Here is a 22,586-nt window from a genome sequence, read left to right as displayed (position 1 = left end):
CCATAAAGACTAAATTTCAGTCTTAAAATTATTTAAGAAGTTTTAAAATAAAAAATTAAATTAATTTCAATCCATAAATTTTTGAAATTTTAAAATCTAAATTTAATTTCAATCCATAAATTTATTTGAGGATTTTTAAAGCTTCTTCTACATCCATATCATTGTGAACTACTTCAGAAATTGCTTTAGTGATCTTTCCAGGTTCTTGAGCTTGGAAAAGGTTTCTTCCGAATGCTACACCTGCTCCTCCCACTTCAAGAGAATCTCTTACCATTTCTAAAAGTTCCCTATCAGTGTCTATCTTAGGACCCCCAGCAATTACTACAGGAACCAATGCTCCTTCCACAACTTCCCTAAATGAGTCTGGGTCACCGGTGTAATTGGTCTTGACAATGTCTACGCCAAGTTCAGAGCCTACACGTGCAGCATGCTTTACCATTTCAACATCGTGTTCGTTCTCTACCTTCTGTCCCCTTGGGTACATCATTGCAAGAAGAGGAATTCCCCAGTAGCTGCAGGTTTCAGAGATTTCTCCAAGTTCCATTAGCATTTCAGGTTCGTTTTCAGAGCCTATGTTAACGTGTACGCTCACTGCATCTGCTCCAAGCTGAATTGCCTTTTCAACAGTTGTTACAGTTACCTTATTGTTTGGATCAGGGCTGAGGGAGGTACTTGCTGACAAGTGGACAATAAGTCCTATGTCCTTTCCGTATCCTCTGTGTCCTTGCTCTACAATACCCTTATGCATCAATACTGCATTGGCTCCACCTTGGGAGATTTCTTCAATGGTCTTATCCATATTTATGATACCTTTGATTGGTCCGCTGGACACTCCATGGTCCATAGGAGCAATTACGGTTCTTCCGGTTTTTCTATTGAAAATTCTTTCTAAACGAATTCTTTTACCTATATTTGTTGTCATAAGATTAGTCTCCTATATTTTTTTATAAAATAATTATATTAAAATTTTTATAACATTTTAAATTATATAGATAATCTTTATTAAAACTATTGTTTTATCCGGTTTTTTATTTTAAAACCGGTGATAAAACTATAAAAAAATGTTATCTGATGTATATTTTTATACATTGTTGTATTTTTTTATGCTATGAATATAATTTATAGTTTTTATTATATAAATCTAATGATGGAAAAAGAAAAAAATTATTCAAATTAAAGTAAACCCTATGAAATAAATAATAAACTGACCCTAATCCAAGTAAACTATATAAAATAAATAGTAAACCAACCAAAACCAAAGTAAACCATATGGAATAAATAGTAAAAAAATGATTAAAAAAAGGCAGTAAATTAACTATATATTATAAATAGTAAACCAAAACACTTAAAATTTTAAATAGTAAACTATACATTAAAATTAGCCAATAATACTTTTCAAATGCTCTCAAAATCCATATATAAAGAAAAAAACAGAATAATATTGTAGCAAGTTTAGAATGGATTTTTTCTGAAGAATCTTTCCTAAGGGATTAAATCCTAAAGGGAACTTTCCAAGGAATTTATCCTAAAACTGTTATAGGGGGTGATATATATTATAGCGGAGAAAGAGATACAAACTCTAATGCCTATTATCTCATTGATGATAAGCACAATTAGTTTGTATCTCCAAATCAAATGGAGAGACTAATTCTCTCCTTTGATTTTTTATTTCTCTTCTATTATATATAAATATTCGCTTTTTAAGAAAAAAAGATAAAATATAAAAAGAAATTAGAAATCATATAAAAATATTTGTTCAAAATAATTTTAAAGGAAAATCAAGATTAAAAAAGAAAAAATACGATAAACAAAACATATAGATTATTAAACTAAAACAAACATATAGATATCTAAAAAGAAAAATGAGGAATTTGATGAAAGCAAATGAAAAAGAGACAATCAGAAGCTTTTTAGCAATTGAACTTGACGAAAGCCTAGTGCCACCAATATTAGACGTTCAAGGGGATTTTAAAAAGACAGACACCAAGATCAAGTATGTTCCCGCTGAAAACATGCATTTTACATTAAAGTTCTTTGGAAACATCGATGAGGATATAGTAGAGGACATAAGTGGTGCAGTTGAAAAGATAATAAAGAACTATTCTTCATTTGAACTTAAGATAGAAAACTGCGGATGCTTTCCAAATCAGAAGGTAATAAAGGTTCTCTGGCTTGGAATAGATAAGGATTCCAAGATAACAGACCTTCAAAAGGAGCTTGATAAAGAGTTTAAAAAGCTTGGATTCAAAAAGGAGAGAAACTACATTTCACATCTTACAATAGGAAGGGTAAAAAGCCCTAAAAACAAGAATGAGATAAGGGATGTGATTGAAAAGAATAAGAATATAAAAATAGGATCCATGACAGTGAATAGGGTATGTCTTAAAAAGAGCACATTGACACCTCAAGGACCTATTTATGAGAATATAAGAGTGTTTGACTTGGAATAAGTCAATTTAAATTTAAATCTGTTAAAAAATAAAAGATGACTTGGAAAAAGTCAAAATTTACTTTATTTTCATCTAATAACATAATTTTTAATTTTAATGCAAGATATGCACATCATTTAAGTCAATTTCATCAAGGCTATGTGGCTTAGGCTGGCCATCAGCCATTCCAAGAGCCAATATGCCAACTATTCTAAAGTAGTCGTCAAGCCCAAGAATCTCTCTTGCAAGTTCCTCAGACCACTGGCCATCCTTAGACTTTCTAAGATGCATCTGAACCCAGCAGCTTCCGACATCCTGCTCTGCAGCCATTAGATGCATGAATGCAAGTGCAATGGAGGAGTCCTCAATCCAAGTGTCTGATACATTTGGATTGGCAATTACTGCTATAGCTTGCTTTGCACCCTTTAAGAGCTCTGCACCATGCTCTTTAGAATTTGCCAATTCCACCAAGGAATCCTTATCATTTATAAGAAGAAAACTGCAAGGCTTTCTGTTTCTGCTTGTTGGAGCAAGCATACCTGCCTGCAATATTTTATTTAGCTTTTCTTCCGGAATCTCTTCATCTGTATATCTTCTTACACTTCTTCTTTTAAGCATCACATCTAATAAATCCATAAAATCACCTTAATTATAAAATAAAATTATTTTCTTAAAATAAGCTATTAAAAATAAACAAACCATCAATAAGTCTCATAATGTATTCTGCTTTCATCAAAACGACTTTCTCCATGATAATCCTCTGTAGGATATCCTAAAACAATGACAGAGTAAGGATAAACATTATCTGGAATATCAAAATGCTCTTTAAGATAATTCACCCTTTCCTCATTAGGATATGTTCCAAGCCATACAGCCCCAAGGCCTTCTTCAACTGCCTGCAATAGTATATTCTCAGTGCATGCTCCCATATCCTGCTCAACCCAACAGTAATCATCAAACTTATCAGTGTATTTTTTGTTGAATAATGTGATTATGCAGCAGGTTGATGTTTTGGCAGGCTTTGAATAGAGGCTCATATTCTCTATTGTCTTTATGGAATCCTTATCCCGGACCACAATAAATTCCCATGGCTGTGAATTGATGGCAGATGGAGCCTGCATTCCTGCCCTTAGAAGCCTTTCTATCTTTTCATCTTCTATTGGCTTATCTAAAAACTTTCTTATGCTTTTTCTTTTAAATATTGCATTCATTTAAACACCCTAAAATTTTATCAAAGAAATAATAGCCCTTGTTTTGTTAATTTAACTTTTAACTTATTTTATTTATTTTATTTATTTTAACTCTCCTAGTTCATTAAAAACTTCAAATAATTATACAATACAAATATTACTAAAATCAAAGCTATAAACGCTTGAATATAAAAGAGATAATTCAAAATATCAAGTCCAAAGAACTTATAGGCCTCCCCTGTAGCTATTGCGCTTATTACAAATGGAAATGTAAAGGCTGAAAAGCTTGGCATAAACTTCAATCTTTCAATTATTATAAACTTGAATGCTTGAATTATTGCAAAAATATAAAAAATAACTGCCCCTATGTAGATAATGCTTAGAAAAGTGCCGTTTATTGTCATAGCATTCACGTATCCTACAATAAGGATTGATAAAATTGCAGCATAAATGCAAATGAATGGCTTATTTTGATCGTCTATTTGTTTAAAATTAATGTATCTGTAGGAGACCAGAACCAATGTTGGTATCATCAATATAAATCCTATTCCAAAGAAAATGAATCCATATTTTGAGAGGCCATGGGCTGGAGCTGTAATTGCAGCCATGGTAATTCCAATATAGACGATCCACCAAGTTGCATAGACATCTTCAATATTGAAATTGTTAAGCACATAGTTGTTTGTAAAGAACAAAATAATGGATAGGTGAATTATTATTCCTAAAATCCATATCACAAAGGCAATATCTTGTGACAATGGCAGGAATAAGGGCTTTAGATATGTGCTCCAAAGCATAAGAGCCATTGAGAATGTACCGAATGTGCTTAATGGAATCAGATTGTTCAGCTCATTGAAAAAGTCATTGAAATGAAAAACAAGCTTTAGCAATACCATAAATATTAAAATAGAGCCGATTATGAAGAATATGGCGCTGAAATCAGCGAATATCTTTCCAAGTGAAAGAATGGCCAATATCAATCCGGTTATTGCCAAAGGCAGATTTTTTATAATATTCATAATATTAGTTTAAGAAAAGAGGATAATAAAAGTTTTGAATAAATTAATGAATCCTTGAATCTGTAATAGATTAAAACCTAAAAAACAAAAAATAAGAGGGTCCGCCAAAAAGCTATTTTTTTAAAAAAGTTTAAAATTTTCAATTTTTTAAGTTATTTATTTTAGTTATTTTTTTAAAATTCGATGTTTTTTCTATTGTTTTCTTTTAATTTTGGTGCTTGCACCTTGAAAAAATTTTTTACTTGTTAATTATTCTTTAAATATGAAATAAAGCAATAATATTATAGTAAACTTTATATACTACTTTAAACATAAATAATATCAACAAAGGGTTAATATTTTGGTGTTATTTATGGTTAAAAGAATTCCTGATGAAGAACAAATAAAATTAGGCATTAGAACTTTAGATTTTAACATTCCAGAGGATCATATTTCTCGTTTTGTTGTGGATTTCATTGACGAATATTATCCTCTTTTAGGAATCAAAGAAAATAAAAAGAAGAAAGGGCGTGACAGTTTTCCTGTGAAAGAGATGTTAAAATTGCTTATTTATGCTAAAATCGAGCATATTGATAGTATGAGATTCTTAGCAGACATGGTAAAATATCATGACGTATATAAATTCGTTGGAAATGGAATTTGTCCTTCAGAACGATCATTACAACGATACAGAGAAAAATACGGCAAATATTACAATGAATTGTTAAAAGCAACCTTAAAAAAAGCTTCAGATGTGGATTACACTGATTTCAACGAAGTTTCCATTGACGGAACCATCAAAAAAGCATACAATTCAAAAAATAAAGTGATCACAGAAAAAGAAACTGAAATATTAACCCGTTACTTCGAAGGAGGCCGTGTAAGTCAGGAAGAGCTAGATAAACTCCATAAACCGGCCCGAGAGATTCTTGAAAATAAAAAAATCAGCAACCAAGAAAAATTATACCTCTTGGATGACATTAAAACACAATTCACACTGTCTGGTCAAAAATCAGTGCCAGTAACCGACATAGAAGCACGTTGGATGAAAAGCAAGAAAGGAAACTCACAAATAAGCTATAATATCCAATCTGCAGTCGATTACGATACAAAAATGATTTGTGCAATAAACGTCGTACAAGCCCCTACAGACCATTACCAATTGCCAAAAATCGTAGATAAGGCAATAAACAACACAAACGTAATACCAAGATTCGTATTGGCAGATACAATCTATCTGAATGAAGAAAGCTTATCATATCTTGCAGATAATCAAATAAATGGAGTTATACCAGATAGAAAGCAATCCAAGGAAAAAATCGGAAGATTGAACAAGAACCCATATCACAAGGATCACTTCAAATACTTCCCTGAAATTGATGCATTTGAATGTCCAGAAGGCCAAATAATGTATTTTTTCAACAAATACACTGAAAAAAATGATGATTTGGACAAGCCAGACAAAATTAAGCGTTTATATTCCAATTATGGTGCTTGTAAGGCTTGCAATTGCCGTGAAAACTGCCTTTCATCCACCCAAACCCACAGAACAATCACCGAATATGGCGGAAGTTTAAAGAAAGCAATGTGGGAAAAAATGGAAACAGAGGAATATAAGGAAGAATATGCAAAAAGGTCATCTGTCGAAGGACCTTTTGGCATTTTAAAGGAACAATTCCATATAGAAAGCGAAGTAGTGATAGGAAAAACAAAGACAGAAGAAAGAATACTATTAGATGCCGTGGCTTATAATTTAATACGATTATTTAACTTAGAACAAGAAATAAAAAATGATAAAGAAGATATAGTTGATTTCTGTGAGAAAATTTCTGTCCAAGAGAAATTAGAGGTCAGAGCAACCATATTTTAACTGGTGTTGTCAAAATTTTATTTTGGCGGACACCCATAATTAAGAAAAAAAGACTGATTATGAAAATTAGACCTGTAAATTAAAATATAAAAAAAATGAATAAAAAAAAAGAAATTAAAAGAATGAATAAATAAAAATTTTAATCAAACTTTTTTTAAAAGTTTGACTTATTCATCCAATTTAGGAATTCCAGTAATTCTAAGACCACCGTAATGGGATTTGTATTTTATGTTTAATCCAATTAAAAGTGGAGTGATCTTTTCAATGATTCTGGATTTTTCTAAAATTCCTGTGTCGATTGTTCTGACACCTGGAATCTTGTTGATGAGCTCTGCTGCAATTTCCTTAGCTTCCTTGTCATCTCCGGCAATCAAACAGTCACAGTCAATGTCTTCTGGAATGTTGGATAAGTGAGAGTTACTTATGTTACAGAATGCGCAGATAACTTTTGCTCCGGTTCCATCAAGAATGCTTGCAGTACGTTCTGCTGCGGAACCTTCCATTAGGTCTATGAATCTGAATGGTTTACCTCCGATTGCAGTTTCTAAAGGTACAGTAGCATCTAATACAATCTTGTCAGTACAAAATTCCTTAATTCCTTCAACAGTTGGCTTTTGTGCTGCAAGAGGTACTGTAAGGATTAAGATGTCACCTTCTTTAGCTGCATCTTCGTTAGCTAAACCTTTTATGTTTAAGTCATAGTCTGCATATTTTTCTTTTGCTTCTGCAACAACATCTAATGCTTTTTCTTCTTTACGAGAACCAACAATAACTTCTACACCTTCAATTGCTAATCTAAGAGCAATTCCTAAACCTTGTGGACCAGTTCCACCAATTACACTAACTATCATAGTATATCTCCTAAAATATCAGAATTTATATAAAATCTATAAAAATTCGTTATTCTTATTTATATAAGAAAATATTTATAAATCTTTCTTTTTATTTAAATTTTTTATTGTTTAACTTTGTAATGTTTAGTAAAAAATAAGTTTTAATGAACATTTGATTAATATTTTATTAATTTTATATAATTTTGTAAAATTTAATATTTGAAAAAAAATAATATAGTCATTAAATTAGAAAAAAATAGGACAGTTTAATAAAATCGATATAATTATTAGCAAAATCCCAATAGAATAAAAATCATCAATAGTTTAAACAAATGAGTAATAATTATTTAAAAAAATATAAAAAGAATAAAAATTAAGAAGAAAAATTATAAAAAATGAGAATTGAAAAAAATTAAAAAAAAAGAATTAAAAAAATAAGAAAAAAATTATAAAAAAAGAGAATTAAAAAAATAAGAAAAAAAATTATAAAAAAAGAGAATTAAAAAAATAAGAAAAAAATTATAAAAAAAGAGAATTAGAAAAATAAGAAAAAAATTATAAAAAAAGAGAATTAAAAAAAGGAAAAAAAGAATTGAAAAAAAAATAAGAAAAAAATTATAAAAAAAGAGAATTAAAAAAAAGAAAAAATTAATAAAAAGGCCTATCCATACTCGTAGAAACCTTTTCCTGCATTGATACCTGTTTCACCAGCATCTATTTTCTCTTTAAGCTTTGCAGCTATTTTTCCCTGGGTTGTCTCAGGGTCATTTGACCTAGGATCCATAATTACAATATTATATGCTGTTACAAGCCCAACGACATCCAATATTTGGAAAGGACCGTTAGGTGCACCTGTAGCAAGCCTCCAAGTCAAGTCGATTGTTTCAGGATCTGCAACCTCATTTGCCCATAATGCCTGACCTGCAGATAGGAATGGAACCAGCAAAGAGTTCAATACATAGCCTGGCTGTTCCTTCAATACCTTAATCGGAACCATATTGATGTCCTCTGCAAATTCAACAATTGCATCGAAGTATTCCTGTTTGGTTCCAGGATGAGGCATCACTTCAGCAGTGTTTTGAGCCCAGATGTTATTTGCAAAGTGGAATGCAAGATACTTTTCAGGACGTCCTGTGTGTTCAGCAAACATGCTTGGAAGCAAGGTAGATGAGTTTGTTACCAGAATTGTCTTTTCTGGAAGGTATTTTCTCAATTCCTCATAGAAGGCTATCTTTTGATTAGGGTCTTCTGCAATTGCTTCAATGACAAGGTCTGCATCATCAGCTGCTTCTTCATAGCTTGTAGTAAGTGTCAAGCTATCAAAAGCCTTTTGAGCCTGCTCCTTTAAGCTGTCAATTTCCTCATCACTTAGGTCTGCTGTTTTGCTTAAACCTCTGCAATATGCAGACTTATCAGTCTTCATTGCTTCAAGTGTACTTAAATAGATGTTCAAGAGCCTTTCAAACTTAGGTTTTGCCCTTTCGATTGAACCTTCGCTTCTAAGCCAAACTGTTACATCAAATCCACAGAATGCAGATTGATAAGCAATTTGACTGCCTAATACTCCTCCACCAGCTACAACTACTTTTTTTATGCTCATTTAAATCACCAGAAAATCAATAATAAACTATGCTATTTATTAAAATATATTAGTTTACTTGTATACTATTTTATTGATTAAAATATTTAAATCTTATTAAATAATTTTAAAATAATTGAATAAAATTAGATAAATATTTGAAAAAACTAAATGAACATATTATATGCTAAAAAAAAGACTTAAGAATTAAAATTGAAATTGAATTAAAATAAGTTATATTCAAAATAGAAAAAAAACAGAAAAATAAGATAAAATCAAAAAAAGATAAAAAAAAATAAAAAAAAATAGATTTAAAAGATTATAAACCTATTTTCTAACTCTTAAAGTACCAAGTCCAATGATGGAAAGGGACATTAATAAAACTACTAATGGATTTCCAGTAGGATATTTGCTAAGAGCTACTTTATTTGAACTATCTGCTTGAGATGAACCTGCTGCTTGAGAATCATCTGTTGAACCAGGTTCCTGTGGATTCATAAGAGCACCGTGGTGATAAGGATTGTCATCATCCTCAGATTCAGGTTCCTGTGGATTCATTACAGCACCATTATGATAAGGATTGTCATCATCTTCACCAGATCCAGGTTCCTGTTCATTCATTACAGCACCATTATGATAAGGATTGTCATCTTCTGCATCTTCCGCTGCAATGACAGATATGGAACTGAAAGCAACAATCAAAATTACAAAAATTGCAATTAAACTCTTGTTAAATTTCATTGATTTTCCTCCTTAATTATTATAGTACTATTTTTAAATAAACTAAAAAATAAACATTTCTAAATTTCGTTAAGTATTAATTTAATAATTAATTAAAAAAAGGATATAAATTATAAGATAATTAAAAAGAATAAAAATATCGTTAAAAATCAAAAATAAACTGAAATGAAGAAGGAAATATTTAAACTAATTTTTCATTATTCAACTCAGCTGATTTAAAAGCCAAGGCCTTAAAAGTCTTTAAAAACTCAGGAGAAAGCTCATCCAAACCCATTCTCTTTTCCCAATCTTGATTTATGTCATTTATGATTGGAATAAGATCCTCTCCTTTCTTTGATAAAGCAAGCACATTATGCCTTTTATCGATAGGGGATTTCTCCCTTATGACTATGCCATTAGATTCTAATTTCTTTATGGCTTTGGTTATGGCTCCTTTTGTTAGATATAAACTATCTGATAAGTCCTTTTGATTAAGATTCTCTTCACTATCTATTTTTAAAATGCACAATACCTGTATCAAATTTAAGTCATACTCTGCCAAGAGATTATTAAGATAGGTCTTATGGTTCTTTTGAAAAATAAACAAAAGGTCTCCTAAACGGTCATAATTATAAACAGTCGTATTAAATTCTTTTTCAGTATTCATCAATTAATATATATTTAATCAATTATTTAAAAATAACTCATTTAAGAACTTAGATGAAAATAAAAAAGATGCTTAAAAAAAGATAAAAAAGGGAAAATAAAAGAGAAATTTAAAGATTTAAACTTAAAAAAGATAAATAGACTTTAAAAGATTAGATTAAAAAAAAGAATATGGGTTAAATAGACTTTAAAAGATATTTAAAAGCCATTGAATTTAAAAAAAAAACATTTAAGACTGATTACCTTTTAAGATACTGGCCTGGCCTTAATAAATCATCTAAAGTATTTAAAAACTCCCTTTGATCTGCTTCATCACAAATGAATTGATCAATATTTTCTAAAAACTCATCAATCTCACAAAGGGTATGGGTGCTGCTAATAGCTTTTCTTAAATTCTTTCCAACCTTAATCTCATGAATATTATCCTTTTCAAGCAAGTGTTTAACCAATTCCTTAGCTGTAACGAATTGACGCTCCCTGTCAAAGACAATGAATTCCCCTTTATGATATAGAGACTCTTGGGACCATTTGGCTGAAAAGTTATTAAATGCAAGCTTATTCCAAACCTTAGGACCTTCATGAACGTAATATTTGCTTTGCTTGAATACATTTAGCTCAATTATGAAGATGACGAGATTTTTTTCATCAGTCCAATAGTCATAGCTATAAACTGAAAAGTCTTCAGATTCCAGCTTATGGGATATTGATTCAACTGTCTTTAAAAGCTGAGGATGAAGAGCATCTGCATTCATTTCTGGAATTGGGAAACTGATGACTAAAGTTTGAGTTTCTCGGTCTTTAAACTCATCCAATATGTCATCTGATATTTCTTTAACTGATTTGTCCTGGAATCTCTCCTTAAGAAGTGGGCTGAAGTATTTTAAGACTTTTTCTTTTATTATGTTCTCATCGGCATCCTCTAAGCTGTCAATTAGATTGATGTAGTTTCTAGAGGCTATTATAAAATCAAGCATTCTCTCTATTCTTAAAGCTGCAGCTACATTACGGTTTTTGTCTGTTGGGTCAATGAAAACAAGAGGGTCATTTTTAAAGAGCTTATTGTCTGAGGTTCCATAGTTTTCCAAATCGATTTTGGTATGGAACTTCCAATCCTGAGCCTGTCTAAGGGTCTCTTCAAAGGTGCTGTATTTTAGAATGAGCAATTCGCATAGATAGCCTGCAAAACCACCTGTCTTGAATTCAGAGCCATATGTGCCAACGGCATCCATGAATTTCTTTAAAAGCAATACTTCATCCTCTTGGGACTTCTTTAAGTGTTTCTGTATATATCTGGTGTGGAGGATGGTTCTATCCACTGCTGATTTAAGTTGGCTACCATCTTCAATCCAATAGCAAGGAACTATATCCACTTCGATTCCATCTATTAAACAGGTCAGATAAGGATGTGAGGCATAATGCTCTGATGCCTTTCCTTTTAATGCATCATTTGTTTTATATCCAAGATATAGGCCCTTTTCCTTAAGCACTGCCTCATCAGTTTTTAAAGGAAAACGTATGAATATGTCTATATCTGATTTGCCACTCAACCAAGTGTTTTTAGCAACTGAACCTACTGCAAAAGCCTGTGCTGGAATATTTTCCTCTTTGCAGGTCTTATTTAAAAAGCTTATCACTTTTTCTGTTGTCTTGTTTACTGCATCAATCTCCTCTTGAGATGGCCTTAAATCATTTAGTATAAATTCATAGTTCATTGTAATTTTTCCTTTAGTTTATCTAGTTTAAATTATGATTCTTATTAGTTTTATAATTTTAGAAAAATTCTTATAAAAATTAAGAGATTTATTGTTCTAAAGATAAGTAATTCATTATTTTATGTATAAGTGGAATAGTTGCTGTTCTAATTTTATTATAATTAAAACAATCATAAAACTCTTTAATTAAATAAAAAACGATTAAAAATAGAAAAATGGATAAAAAAATAAAAAAGGTTAAATTTTATTGTTTTGCCTTATCTTTAGCAAATTCACCTAGGAAGTTCATATCTTCCCCTCTTTTGACTCTGTCATGATATTCTGCTGTTGCAGAGAATAATGCATCTCCGCTTGAGTTAAGGGCAGTTTCACATGAGTCCTGAACAACTCCAATGATGAATCCCACTGCTATGGCCTGCATTGAAATGTCTGAAGGTATTCCAAATAGGGAACATGCCATTGGAATAAGGAGCAAAGAACCTCCTGCTACACCAGAGGAACCGCAAGCCGCCAAAGTGGAAATGATACATAGAACAATTGTTGTAGGCAAGTCAACGCTGATTCCTAAAGTATGGCATACTGCCAAGGTCATAACTGTGATTGTAACAGCAGCACCTTCCATATTGATTGTGGAACCTAGAGGAATACTTATTGAATAGAAGTCCTTGTCAAGGCCTAATCTTTCACAAAGCCTCATATTTACAGGAATGTTTGCTGCTGAGCTTCTTGTAAAGAATGCAGTTATTCCGCTTTCCTTAAGACAAGTCAAAACAAGAGGATAAGGATTGCGCCTTAAGGCAAATGCTGCAATGATAGGGTCTGTTACAAATGCAACCGTTGCAATACATCCAACAAGCAATAAGACCAATTGACCGTATTGGATGAAAATGCTTAATCCACTTTCGGATACAGCACTAAATACAAGCCCCATAATACCTATAGGGGCAAATTGAATAATTCCCCTAACAGCCAAGCTGGTTGCATCTGCCAAGTCGGAGAAAACATCCAATGTGCTGTCGCTAGCAATTTTCTTTAAGCATAGTCCTATTACAATAGCCCAAAAGAGAATTCCCAAATAATCCCCTTGAGATAAGGATTGCAAAGGATTTGCAAAGATCTTAAGAAGCATGGAACTTATGACTTCCCCCAATCCGCCAGGTGCTGCCACATCACTAGCGTCTGTCAAATGCATGCCAACTGGGAAGAGATAGCTTCCAGTTACAGCTACCATAGCAGATAGGAAAGTTGAAAATAAATATAAAACAATTACTGTTTTAAAACGACTGCCTATTCCTTCGCTTGCCCTAGATAGAGCTGAAGCCACTAAAATAAATACAAGAATAGGAGCAATAGCCTTTAAAGCAGTTACAAATAGCTCTCCTGGAAGTCCAATTAACTTATATTGAGGTACAAGGATTCCTAATACGGATCCGATAATCAAACCACCGATGATCTTTAAAATCAGACTTGATTCTGTCCATTTTTTAATATATTTGTTCATAAAATTCCTCAAATAAAAATAATTCTAATTAATAATGAGATTTAATTAATTAAGTTAATTAAATTTTTATTTTTCATAATATATATAATTAAAATTTTTATTTTAAGAATTTGTTAATTGGACATTAGAAAGTCTGGATTTATTTGAATTAATAAATGTTATTTTAGCTTTAAATAAGTTTAATGCCCCTAAACTTTATTTAAATTAGATATTTTTAAAATTGCTCCAGATAAGGAAAAATAATAAAGGATTATTCATTATATGTATCCCTTATTATCATCATCTGATATACCCACAAGAATATACTCACTTCTTTTGTCATAAAACTCCCTCAAATTATCATTACCGCCATTTTGTTCAACAAATTCCAATTTAGAATCTAAACAATCGTCCAAATTAATTAAATCGTGCCTGTCTTTTAATATCCTATTGAAATAGTGGCATGGCTGACTCTTATCTTTATCGCTTTCCTGCAAGATATCAAAAATGACAGAATCAATCATATAGTTAAATTTTGATACTGGCTTTTGATTTTCTGAAATATGCTTGCAAGTTTCAATATAAGCATCCTTAACTATCTTTTTGAATTCATCGTCGGAATACTTTTTATTTGAAACATAGAATGCCGTCCAATGCTCATCATAGTCAAAAGACTCTAATTTATAATAATACATAGAAATACACCTTTTTCAATTACTTATCGACCCTTTTAATTTCAATTCATTTTATCAATTAATTCGTAAATTATTATTTAGATTTCTTTATATATAAAATTAACTATGAAAAATTGTCTAAATTCTCTATAAAAAGAGTTTACAATATATTACCATATATAAACGGTTTACCATTGTTAATAAATAGTAAACCGTAAGGAAAATCGTTTTTATATTTATAATAAATAGTAAACCATTAGGAGAATTGTTATTTAAATAGAAATATTATGAATTATTGTTTAAATTAATATAGAATTAATAAAAAGAGTTGAATTTATAAAATAAGATTTTATGAAGTTAAAATGAAAAATAAGTGTTAAAATTAAAAATAATTTAAATAAAAAACAAGAATTAAAAATGAATGAGAATTAAAAAAATAAAAAGTTAATTAAAAAGATTAAATCCATTCAAAGAATCGAAAATATAATTTTCTACGGTGTCTTCCCCTGATATAAAGTCCATTTTAACGAAGTCACAATTTTCTCCGTCTAAGGAAAGTCCGGAATTATATTCGCAATATGCATATTCGGATTGAATCATATTATTGTCGAATCTGATAATCAATCCATAAACACCATTTTCATGGATGAAGTCATCTGGATTAGAATAGACCATATCCTTATGGTTCATGATATAATATCCATTGCCTACTTGTTCCATACAGCCTAATGGGACAAATATGGAAGATTCATTTGTGTATAATACATCATATAATGCCTTTTCATCCCAATTGATCTTGAAATTATTATTTGAAGAGATTGAAAACACTTCCTCCAAATCAGATGGGACTAAGCAATCGATAATCTTTTCAATGTTTTTCCAAGCTTTAATGCTTTCAAGATAGTTTGTTGCTCCGCTTGATTTGAATTTATCTCCAATATCAACGGAACTGATAGTGTTTAATTGAAAGCTATCGCTTTCACTTGTATTGATGCCCATTGCGGATTCAATACTATTTTCTTTTACATCAACAGCACAACTGTTCATAATAAATTCCCCCTCTTATAATTTTTTCCTTTAAAAGGATATTTGAGATCAAATAATTATTTTATTGTTTTAGAATATTTTTTTAGTTAAAACATCAATTTGTTTTTAATTAAAACATCAGTTTGTCCTCTTCCTCCAGCAAGGTTATCTGTACCTTCCTGCCGATCCATCGTTTTGGAACCAACACCAAAGCCCCATTTCCATGGGCCTTAGCCACCTTTGTTATACTTTCTTCTGCATTGTCTATTACAACTCTAATGCAATTAACCCCCAATTTCGTTTTATTTTGAATAATTTTAATTTATAATCATAATTTAAGACTTTTTCCCCTGAAAAATCCATAAAATGATTTAAACGCTCTCTTCAGGAGCAGTTATCTTATAGCTGGTTATGTCAAAGAATGGAATTCTTGCAATGAGATCATTGTCATCATAAAGATATACAAAGCTTTCTCCATTCAAATCAGCAATGTCTATCCGGGAAACAGGATGGAAGTTCAATCCATTCACTTCAACTATCCCTCCCTTGCCAATGCATTCGGCTTTGACGTTGTCTCCAAAGTCGCCGAGAACGATCTTAGACAAATAGGAAATTATTTCCTCAAAGCAAAGATTCAATGGATTCTCTTGGCCATACTCTTTAGAATATTCCTCAAAGTCATCATAGTAATAATTAGATAATTTTGAATATTTGCCGATTTGATAGATGCAGTAATCGTCATCAATCACTATCTCCTCGATTCTGCCAAACCAGTCAATGTTGTCGTCACCTTCAAAAGATTCCCCTTGAAGCTTTTCTATCTGGTCTCTCTTGCTTAATGCCTCTTTTCTATTTGTTATCTTTCCCATCTTAAACCCCCTCAATTGTTTTTTTGGGAAAATCCACTCATAAAAATGAATGGACCTTCCAAGAATGAAAATATGATACAATGAAAATTATTATGGATGTAATTAAAATTTTATAAATTAAATTATATTCCACCCCCTTAGAATATAAGATAATTTATAAAACTAACCCCCTTTATGAAATTGATATTAGCGAACCTGGATTCCACAGTGGGGACAGATCACATCCCCTTCATCAATCCAGCCACCGCAATTCGGACAAAACATCTTATCACACCATTGATCTTAAATCGTATTTGAAACTTTAATTGCTTTTACTCTATTGATATTTTGAAATTTTAATTATTTTTATTCGGAAATTTAATTTTTCTATACAATCAATCCAAATAATTTTTATTCCTAAATTTTAATTTTCTTATACAATATTATATTGAACTTCATAGTATATAAACTTGTTCTTTCTTCATTGGACAATGACATTTTTAATTTGTTATTGAAAAAAATATAATAAAAACCATAAAAATTTAATCAATAAAAATTTATCCAAAAATGAAAATTATTGTTAAATTATTGATAAAATTTTAAATTGAAAGTTTTTATTTATTTTTTTCTAAAAAAGACATATGAAAATATAGTTAAAATTAATTTCATACACTTTTTATCCACAATTATATTATATGTATCAAAGTATATAAACTTTGTGTTCTAAAAATTTAGAACAAGTAAATTTAATAAAAAAAATAAAAAAATCAATTATTCCCTTAAAAATTTCAGATGAAAAATCAGAAGAAAAAAACATTAGTCTTCAAAATTGAAGTCTAGATTTTAGAATTGACCTTTTCCAACCTCTTTTCAAACCATCTGTCACTGGTATCATCTGTAAAGATTGGAGGGCAGGTATAATACAACTTGATTGCCTTCAATTCCCTTTCATAATCAGGTATCTCATCCAAGGAGAAGCAAAGCCTTTTATAAAAGTCATAATGGTGATACTTCTTCTCTTTAATTATATCCATATAAAACTCAGCAGCCTCTTCATATCTTCCCTTTCTCTCTAAAGATCTTCCCTTTTCAGTCAATTCATATTTCTTCTGGGTGAAATCGAATTCCTCAGAAGTTGAAACATTGTAATTTTCATCTTTTTTGATTAGTCTGTCTGCAAGAGGCACTGGAGAGTTGGCCTTTGACTTGTTTCTTGCCCCATGGCTCTTGTAGTGGTCTATCCATTGATTGAATAGGACATCATCAAGGCCTATCTGAGCATCAACTATTTCCCTTTTGCTCTTTAGCCATACTAGCTGATAGTCAGTTAAATAAACATCTGCATAAAGCATGTCCTTAATTGAATCCTTCATTGAAGAGTAATGCTTGATTTGCTCATATATTGAACATAGATGCCTGAATGGATAATAGTCGTTTTCAAAATAGGAGTTTTTAGTCAGTGCATTTAAAAAAGAGATTAATTCTGAATAATTCTTATTTCTCCTAAGTTCCATTGCATGCTCTTTAAGTTCCATCTTTCTTTGGATATTGTCTTCCAGACTTAATGAATCATCGTATTCCATTAAATCAATATTGGATGGGTTTAAAATTGAATCTTCATCGGAAGATTTAACCTCAGAAGATATGTTTTTCTCATTATTCTTAAGTTCCAAAAGCCCATTGACCTTATCCAATCTCTTATTAAACCACTTTTCACTGGTTTCAGACTTTTTGATACTATCATTGTCAAAATAAGAATTAATGTATTCCAATTCCCTTTCATAATCCTCCAGCTCTTCCAAAGAGAAGCATATCCTTTGATAGAATGAGTAATTATTGAAATGCCTGTCGAATATTGCCTCTGAATATAAGTCAATTGCCTTTTGGTAGTTTCCGGTTCTCTCAAAGTATTTTCCCTCTTCTATAATCTCCTTAGACTTTAACTTATTGTTGAACTTATGCTCTGAGAGCACATATGTATCTCCATAGTAATGTTCGATTCTATCTGCAATTATCATAGAGCTGCTTTGGACGGATTTGTTCTTAAATCCCTTTGACATATACTCTTTTTCAAGCTCTTTAATTTCCTCTTTAGTAATCAATCCTCTTTCAGATAGCTTTAAAAGCTTGTTTAAAAACCAGAAATAGTAGAGTCTTGGACAGTGGATTCCCCTATTGAAGAAGAATTTGATTAGTCCCAATTCGTTTTTATAGTCCTTTGTCTTGTCATAAAGGACAACAAGCTTTCTATATGGATAATAATCATTCTTAAAGCATTTATGCATTAATAGGGATTTGTAAAATGCGATTGCTTCCTTCTTGTTTGTTCTTGCCAGGTCTTTTCCCTTTTTCATTAAAGCATATTTTGTTCTCACATCAGACTTTTTGAAAGTGTTTTTACTGTCCTTTTGAGATTTAGAAGTGGAATCATCTATTTTTAAATTTTTATCATTATCAGAACCATCAGAAAATTCTGACCCCTCATATTTAGCAATAGCAGAGGCATCAGAAGCCTTTCTAATTGGATTTTTCTCAATCTCAGCTGCCTCCACATCAACAGCCTCCTTAAAGAAGTCTGGAATCAGATTATTCCTAATGCTGTCCCTCTTCAAATAACTCTTTATCCTGCTGTCAATGAAGTATGTAGTACAATAGTCATCCTCTGACCTCATTCCCCTGCCATAGGTCTGCACAAGATTGATTGCAGTCTGATAGTCATACCAAATCTTTTCCTTCTTTCTTCTTATATTAGTCTGCTTGTCTGAAATGTTAGGATATGGTATCTTATAGATTATCTGGAACCTGCACAGGTCTCCCGGCAGGTCAACTCCCTCGTTCATGGATGGGCTTATTAATACCAAAGGCTCATCTGACTTTTTAAACTTTTCCAAAACCTTTTCCCTGTCTTTTGTCTCATGGTCCAAAAGTCTGGGATTGTTGAGTTCCTTCTTTAGAAACTCCTTGCACTGATAGCTGACGGTATGGATTATTCCCTTCTCCCCATTATGCCTTTCCAATATCTCCCTTATCACAGGAACTGACCTTTTTGCAGATGATCCAAGGTTCCTATAGGTCATGTCAAAGCCTGAGTATGTTCTGATTGGGTTTCTTCTAATATCAAATGGAGACTTTCTACGTATGGGATAGATTTCATCCTCCTCGATTCCAAGCCATTTTGCAAACTGGTGATGGTTAAGGATGGTTCCGCTCATGAAGATGCAGACATCTGCATGCTTAAGGAGGACCTCGCTTGCATACTTGTCAATCCTTATCGGCTTGAATGAAAGCTTTTGGCTGTGGGGGTCATAATCCATAATCCAATTGTCCGGGTCTATTGCAATGTAATTTGAAAACCTCTTAAAGTCCTCAAGTCTTCTTTTTAGGTTTTCAGACCTTCTGTGAAGGGTTAGGCTTTTTCGCTTGCCTAATGCCTTCTTTGTTTCCTTGCTCTTATCCCCATACCTTTCACAGACCCTCTTTATAAACTGCAGCCAGGATGTGTAGCCCTTCTCATCAAGGTCCTTCAGAGTCTCCTTAGAGAGATTTATTCCAACCTCATCCTTTAGCTGGCGTCTTGTGAACTCAAGGGAAATCAGATCCATTATCTTGCTTTCAAGGTTATGTGCCTCGTCGCATATGAGAAGCCTCTTGGCCTTGAAGTCGTTGTTGAAGTTAAGCTCGGCAAAGAGATAGGAATAGTTTGTGATGACTATGTCTGAATTCAGGGCTATCGCCCTTTGATGGAAGTATGGGCAGCATTCCCCAGGGTCTTTCTTATAGAGATTGAACTGATTCACCTTATAGCTGCACTTATGCCCCTCAAGGACGCATCTTCCCATGTCACAGCTTTCCTCTATTGCCTCTTCCATATACTTCAGGCAATCGAAGTTGCTTCTGCCCTTCACAAGGGCAAAGTCATAATCCTCAAAGTCCTTTGTATATTGCCTCTGAAGCTGCTTGGTCATGGTGAGTATGTAGGCATCGCCGTAGCACATGGCAAGGGTGGCTGCAATTGCAGACTTTCCGGTACCTGTTCCAGCCTCAAGTACTATGTACTTGTATCCTTTCTCTATGGCCTCATGGATTTCTGAGATTGTCTCAAGCTGCTGAGGCCTAGCCTTGGCAAACGGAAAGTAGCTTCTTACCTTAGGATCCACCTTTGAGTAGGTGCTGTAGTCCCACTCATATTTCTCTTTGCTTTTTCTTGACATGACTCTTATTTATTTAAAATTAATGTTGATTTGATAATTATCTTGACTCTTTTATGCCTAAAATTTTTCTTAATAAAATAATGACTTTTTTCTATTGATTTATTTAAAAGTGCGATTAATTATTTGATATGTTTAGACAAATAAGTGTGTTAAAAATTAATGAACTTTTGATTATATTATGTTATAATAGTTTTCATATATAAATGAAGTGAGAGAGCATTAGCAAACTAATATTTTTTATGAAAATATGTGAATTTTAAATGATGATGAAGAAATTAGATACGAAAAAATTATGCTCAGCCAATGAATTGAATTGAAATGATGATGTGATGAAGAAATTAGATATGAAAAGACTAAAGTTTGAGTAAAAATAATCTTTTCTATAAAAAAATGCATTTTGTAATAAATAAAACTAATAATCTTCATGAGATTATATTAAATTTAAATAATAAGTGGGGGGGGGTTGGATATTTAAACTTAATTATAAAGAACAAAATGAAGTTTTTTATTCTAAATATAACTCTCATGAAAATTAAAAGCCTAGTCAAGAGACTAAATATATAATCAATACATATTCACCCTCTTTACGTCACCCATTACATATGTTTTGAGTTTGAATCTTTCGATTCAAGCTACAATTTATATTATTGTAATAATATTATATAAATCTTTCTATAAAATTATTACATATTAAAATTTATGATAAGGATATGATTTAATAAAATAGATTAAAATGTATTAAAAATAGAAATAATTATTATTAATTAATTATTATTTATTTAAATTATCTTAATGTATGTTAAAATAAAATAAATCATAAATTATAATTTTTATTAAAAATAAATAAAAATTATTGTATATTACAATTAAAAAAAAGAAGGGCATTATAAAAAAAGATTAAATTAGAAAAATTAAAAAAAAAATGATTTTAAAAAGATAAAGGAATAGAAAAGTTATTTCATTAGCATTAGCTGGTTTACAATTGATAGATCCAAACGACTATATTTAGAAACATCCTCTGCTGAAAAGCCATCATCAATCATATATCTTGCAACTTCATAAGACCTTTCTTCTCTACCTTTCTTTCTATTAACTTTACCAAAATGAACAACAGCATCCTGACTTAAATCATCAACCATTATTGACCATCTCCCTAATCTATCCAAATTCTCCTCATAATTCCATTGATGGGAATAAAACATTATAACCCTCATAAGATGTTTTATCTCACGTAAGCCAACTAAATTCTTATCTAAGGAAAATAAGACTTCAGTAGCCTTATCCAACAATTCTATTTTTCTATCCAAATCCAAAAAAGGAAGCAATTTTAGACCTGTGAGATCTTTACCTAAAGGTTTTTCATTAATTGCGAGTTTATCATTTATATTATTTAAAACTATGTCCGGATTTCTTTCGTTTAACGATTTGACATATATAGTAAACACGCATCCCTTGCTTATTTCAATTGGAAAAGGCTCATCCTCTTGGGCTTTAAAGTCTATCACTACAGACATAACTGGAAATCCATATTTCTCATATAATTGAACGCCATATCTTATAAATCTCCTATCATCCGCCTCATCCCTATCAAATTGAAATTCAAAATTTACAATTCCTTTTGAAGTGCAAACAGGCAAATCCAATAAGCTTAGATTCAAACCTCCGTCAACTACCTCATTGGCTATTGAAAAATATGGAATGCAATCCAGTCCAAAGAATAAAAAGAATGATTTCAAATCATAGGATGCTATATTCTTCATCATCCTATCATAAAAATTGGGATATCCTTTAGACATTTTATTGACTCCATATTTTTCAAAAATTTTCAAGTAATCTTATTTTGTACAAATAAGTATTTAAACCTATCTATTCTTAAATCAAACAACTTTAACACAGTTAAATCAAAATTTACTTGAAAATAGTAAATTATAGCGAAATCAAAACAATATTGATGTGATAATGTGAAATTGACCTAAGGATATGAAATTGACTTGAAAGTAGTAAATTGTTTTGATATGAAAACAATATTGACTTAAAAGTGGAATGGCTGTTTAGAAGTGATGTATTGATTGGGTATTGAATATTGATTGTTTTAAGTTAATATAAAAGGCAAAATTTGATTTATTTTATTAAATGAATTAAAATAATAATTGGATGATAAAATGCTGATTTTTTTATATGGTGAAAAATGATGGAAATTTTGCAAATTGATTATGATTTGGTGTAAAAATCTTTGAAAAAAAAACAGCTTAAAAATTAGGGAAAAATATTGTAAAATTTTTTAAAATGATTGAAAATTGGAAAAGAGAGTCCTAAAAATAGCTGAAAAACTGAGAAAATATGGTGAAAA

At 31.1% G+C, this 22,586-nt stretch carries 19 protein-coding genes; 2 read left to right on the top strand and 17 right to left on the bottom strand.

What is annotated here, in order from left to right:
- Positions 1 to 121: 121 nt before the first annotated feature.
- On the bottom strand, positions 122 to 922 hold the full coding sequence (locus tag MRU_RS05020) for a 2-amino-3,7-dideoxy-D-threo-hept-6-ulosonate synthase (protein WP_012955798.1): 801 nt from the start codon (positions 920 to 922) through the stop codon (positions 122 to 124).
- A 952-nt stretch (positions 923 to 1,874) separates the two neighbouring features.
- Here MRU_RS05020 and thpR point away from each other — a divergent pair.
- Positions 1,875 to 2,450 (top strand): RNA 2',3'-cyclic phosphodiesterase, encoded by a 576-nt coding sequence (thpR, locus tag MRU_RS05015; RefSeq protein WP_012955797.1) that lies wholly within the window; start codon positions 1,875 to 1,877, stop codon positions 2,448 to 2,450.
- 93 nt (positions 2,451 to 2,543) lie between these two features.
- On the opposite strand, the gene MRU_RS05010 is transcribed toward thpR, so the two are convergent.
- The 3 genes from MRU_RS05010 to MRU_RS05000 all read right to left on the bottom strand — a co-directional run bounded on the left by MRU_RS05010 (position 2,544) and on the right by MRU_RS05000 (position 4,638).
- Complete coding sequence (locus tag MRU_RS05010) at positions 2,544 to 3,065, bottom strand: nitroreductase family protein (RefSeq protein ID WP_012955796.1); 522 nt, start codon at positions 3,063 to 3,065, stop codon at positions 2,544 to 2,546.
- A 65-nt stretch (positions 3,066 to 3,130) separates the two neighbouring features.
- The gene (locus MRU_RS05005) at positions 3,131 to 3,640 is read right to left on the bottom strand and encodes a nitroreductase family protein (RefSeq protein ID WP_012955795.1); all 510 of its coding nucleotides are present in this window, start codon (positions 3,638 to 3,640) and stop codon (positions 3,131 to 3,133) included.
- 95 nt (positions 3,641 to 3,735) lie between these two features.
- A complete protein-coding gene (locus tag MRU_RS05000; RefSeq protein WP_012955794.1) occupies positions 3,736 to 4,638 on the bottom strand; it encodes an SLAC1 family transporter in 903 nt (300 codons plus the stop codon).
- 352 nt (positions 4,639 to 4,990) lie between these two features.
- Here MRU_RS05000 and MRU_RS04995 point away from each other — a divergent pair, with 352 nt between their 5' ends.
- Positions 4,991 to 6,487 carry a transposase gene (locus MRU_RS04995; RefSeq protein WP_012954927.1) on the top strand — a complete coding sequence of 499 codons (1,497 nt, stop codon included), beginning with the start codon at positions 4,991 to 4,993 and terminating at the stop codon, positions 6,485 to 6,487.
- A gap of 167 nt (positions 6,488 to 6,654) precedes the next feature.
- Here MRU_RS04995 and npdG read toward each other — a convergent pair whose 3' ends face one another.
- The 13 genes from npdG to MRU_RS04935 form a co-directional block, all read right to left on the bottom strand.
- The gene (gene npdG, locus MRU_RS04990; RefSeq protein ID WP_012955793.1) at positions 6,655 to 7,338 is read right to left on the bottom strand and encodes an NADPH-dependent F420 reductase; all 684 of its coding nucleotides are present in this window, start codon (positions 7,336 to 7,338) and stop codon (positions 6,655 to 6,657) included.
- 643 nt (positions 7,339 to 7,981) lie between these two features.
- On the bottom strand, positions 7,982 to 8,920 hold the full coding sequence (locus MRU_RS04985) for a 3-hydroxyacyl-CoA dehydrogenase (protein ID WP_012955792.1): 939 nt from the start codon (positions 8,918 to 8,920) through the stop codon (positions 7,982 to 7,984).
- Between the two features lie 306 nt (positions 8,921 to 9,226).
- A complete protein-coding gene (locus tag MRU_RS04980) occupies positions 9,227 to 9,640 on the bottom strand; it encodes a hypothetical protein (protein WP_012955791.1) in 414 nt (137 codons plus the stop codon).
- Between the two features lie 181 nt (positions 9,641 to 9,821).
- On the bottom strand, positions 9,822 to 10,286 hold the full coding sequence (locus MRU_RS04975; protein WP_012955790.1) for a MarR family winged helix-turn-helix transcriptional regulator: 465 nt from the start codon (positions 10,284 to 10,286) through the stop codon (positions 9,822 to 9,824).
- Between the two features lie 238 nt (positions 10,287 to 10,524).
- Positions 10,525 to 11,997 (bottom strand): CCA tRNA nucleotidyltransferase, encoded by a 1,473-nt coding sequence (gene cca / locus MRU_RS04970; RefSeq protein ID WP_012955789.1) that lies wholly within the window; start codon positions 11,995 to 11,997, stop codon positions 10,525 to 10,527.
- Between the two features lie 244 nt (positions 11,998 to 12,241).
- Positions 12,242 to 13,498: a serine/threonine transporter SstT gene (sstT, locus tag MRU_RS04965; protein ID WP_012955788.1), complete on the bottom strand. Its 1,257-nt coding sequence runs from the start codon at positions 13,496 to 13,498 to the stop codon at positions 12,242 to 12,244.
- Between the two features lie 257 nt (positions 13,499 to 13,755).
- Positions 13,756 to 14,172 carry a hypothetical protein gene (locus tag MRU_RS04960; RefSeq protein WP_012955787.1) on the bottom strand — a complete coding sequence of 139 codons (417 nt, stop codon included), beginning with the start codon at positions 14,170 to 14,172 and terminating at the stop codon, positions 13,756 to 13,758.
- A 423-nt stretch (positions 14,173 to 14,595) separates the two neighbouring features.
- On the bottom strand, positions 14,596 to 15,198 hold the full coding sequence (locus MRU_RS04955; protein ID WP_012955786.1) for a hypothetical protein: 603 nt from the start codon (positions 15,196 to 15,198) through the stop codon (positions 14,596 to 14,598).
- A 109-nt stretch (positions 15,199 to 15,307) separates the two neighbouring features.
- Positions 15,308 to 15,472, bottom strand: coding sequence for a DUF2080 family transposase-associated protein (locus tag MRU_RS12255; protein ID WP_012955785.1), 165 nt, complete (start codon positions 15,470 to 15,472; stop codon positions 15,308 to 15,310).
- Positions 15,473 to 15,548: 76 nt separating this feature from the next.
- Positions 15,549 to 16,046 (bottom strand): hypothetical protein, encoded by a 498-nt coding sequence (locus tag MRU_RS04950; RefSeq protein ID WP_012955784.1) that lies wholly within the window; start codon positions 16,044 to 16,046, stop codon positions 15,549 to 15,551.
- 186 nt (positions 16,047 to 16,232) lie between these two features.
- On the bottom strand, positions 16,233 to 16,310 hold the full coding sequence (locus MRU_RS12250; protein ID WP_083777669.1) for a zinc ribbon domain-containing protein: 78 nt from the start codon (positions 16,308 to 16,310) through the stop codon (positions 16,233 to 16,235).
- 551 nt (positions 16,311 to 16,861) lie between these two features.
- On the bottom strand, positions 16,862 to 20,236 hold the full coding sequence (locus MRU_RS04945; protein ID WP_012955783.1) for a helicase C-terminal domain-containing protein: 3,375 nt from the start codon (positions 20,234 to 20,236) through the stop codon (positions 16,862 to 16,864).
- A 953-nt stretch (positions 20,237 to 21,189) separates the two neighbouring features.
- Positions 21,190 to 22,032, bottom strand: coding sequence for a hypothetical protein (locus tag MRU_RS04935; RefSeq protein ID WP_012955782.1), 843 nt, complete (start codon positions 22,030 to 22,032; stop codon positions 21,190 to 21,192).
- Between the last annotated feature and the right edge of the window lie 554 nt (positions 22,033 to 22,586).

The organism is Methanobrevibacter ruminantium M1, assembly GCF_000024185.1.
In the GTDB taxonomy this organism is placed as follows: Archaea; Methanobacteriota; Methanobacteria; order Methanobacteriales; family Methanobacteriaceae; genus Methanobrevibacter; species Methanobrevibacter ruminantium.
The sequence above is the reverse complement of the archived record's forward strand: the minus strand, read 5'-3'. Positions and strand labels throughout refer to the sequence as shown.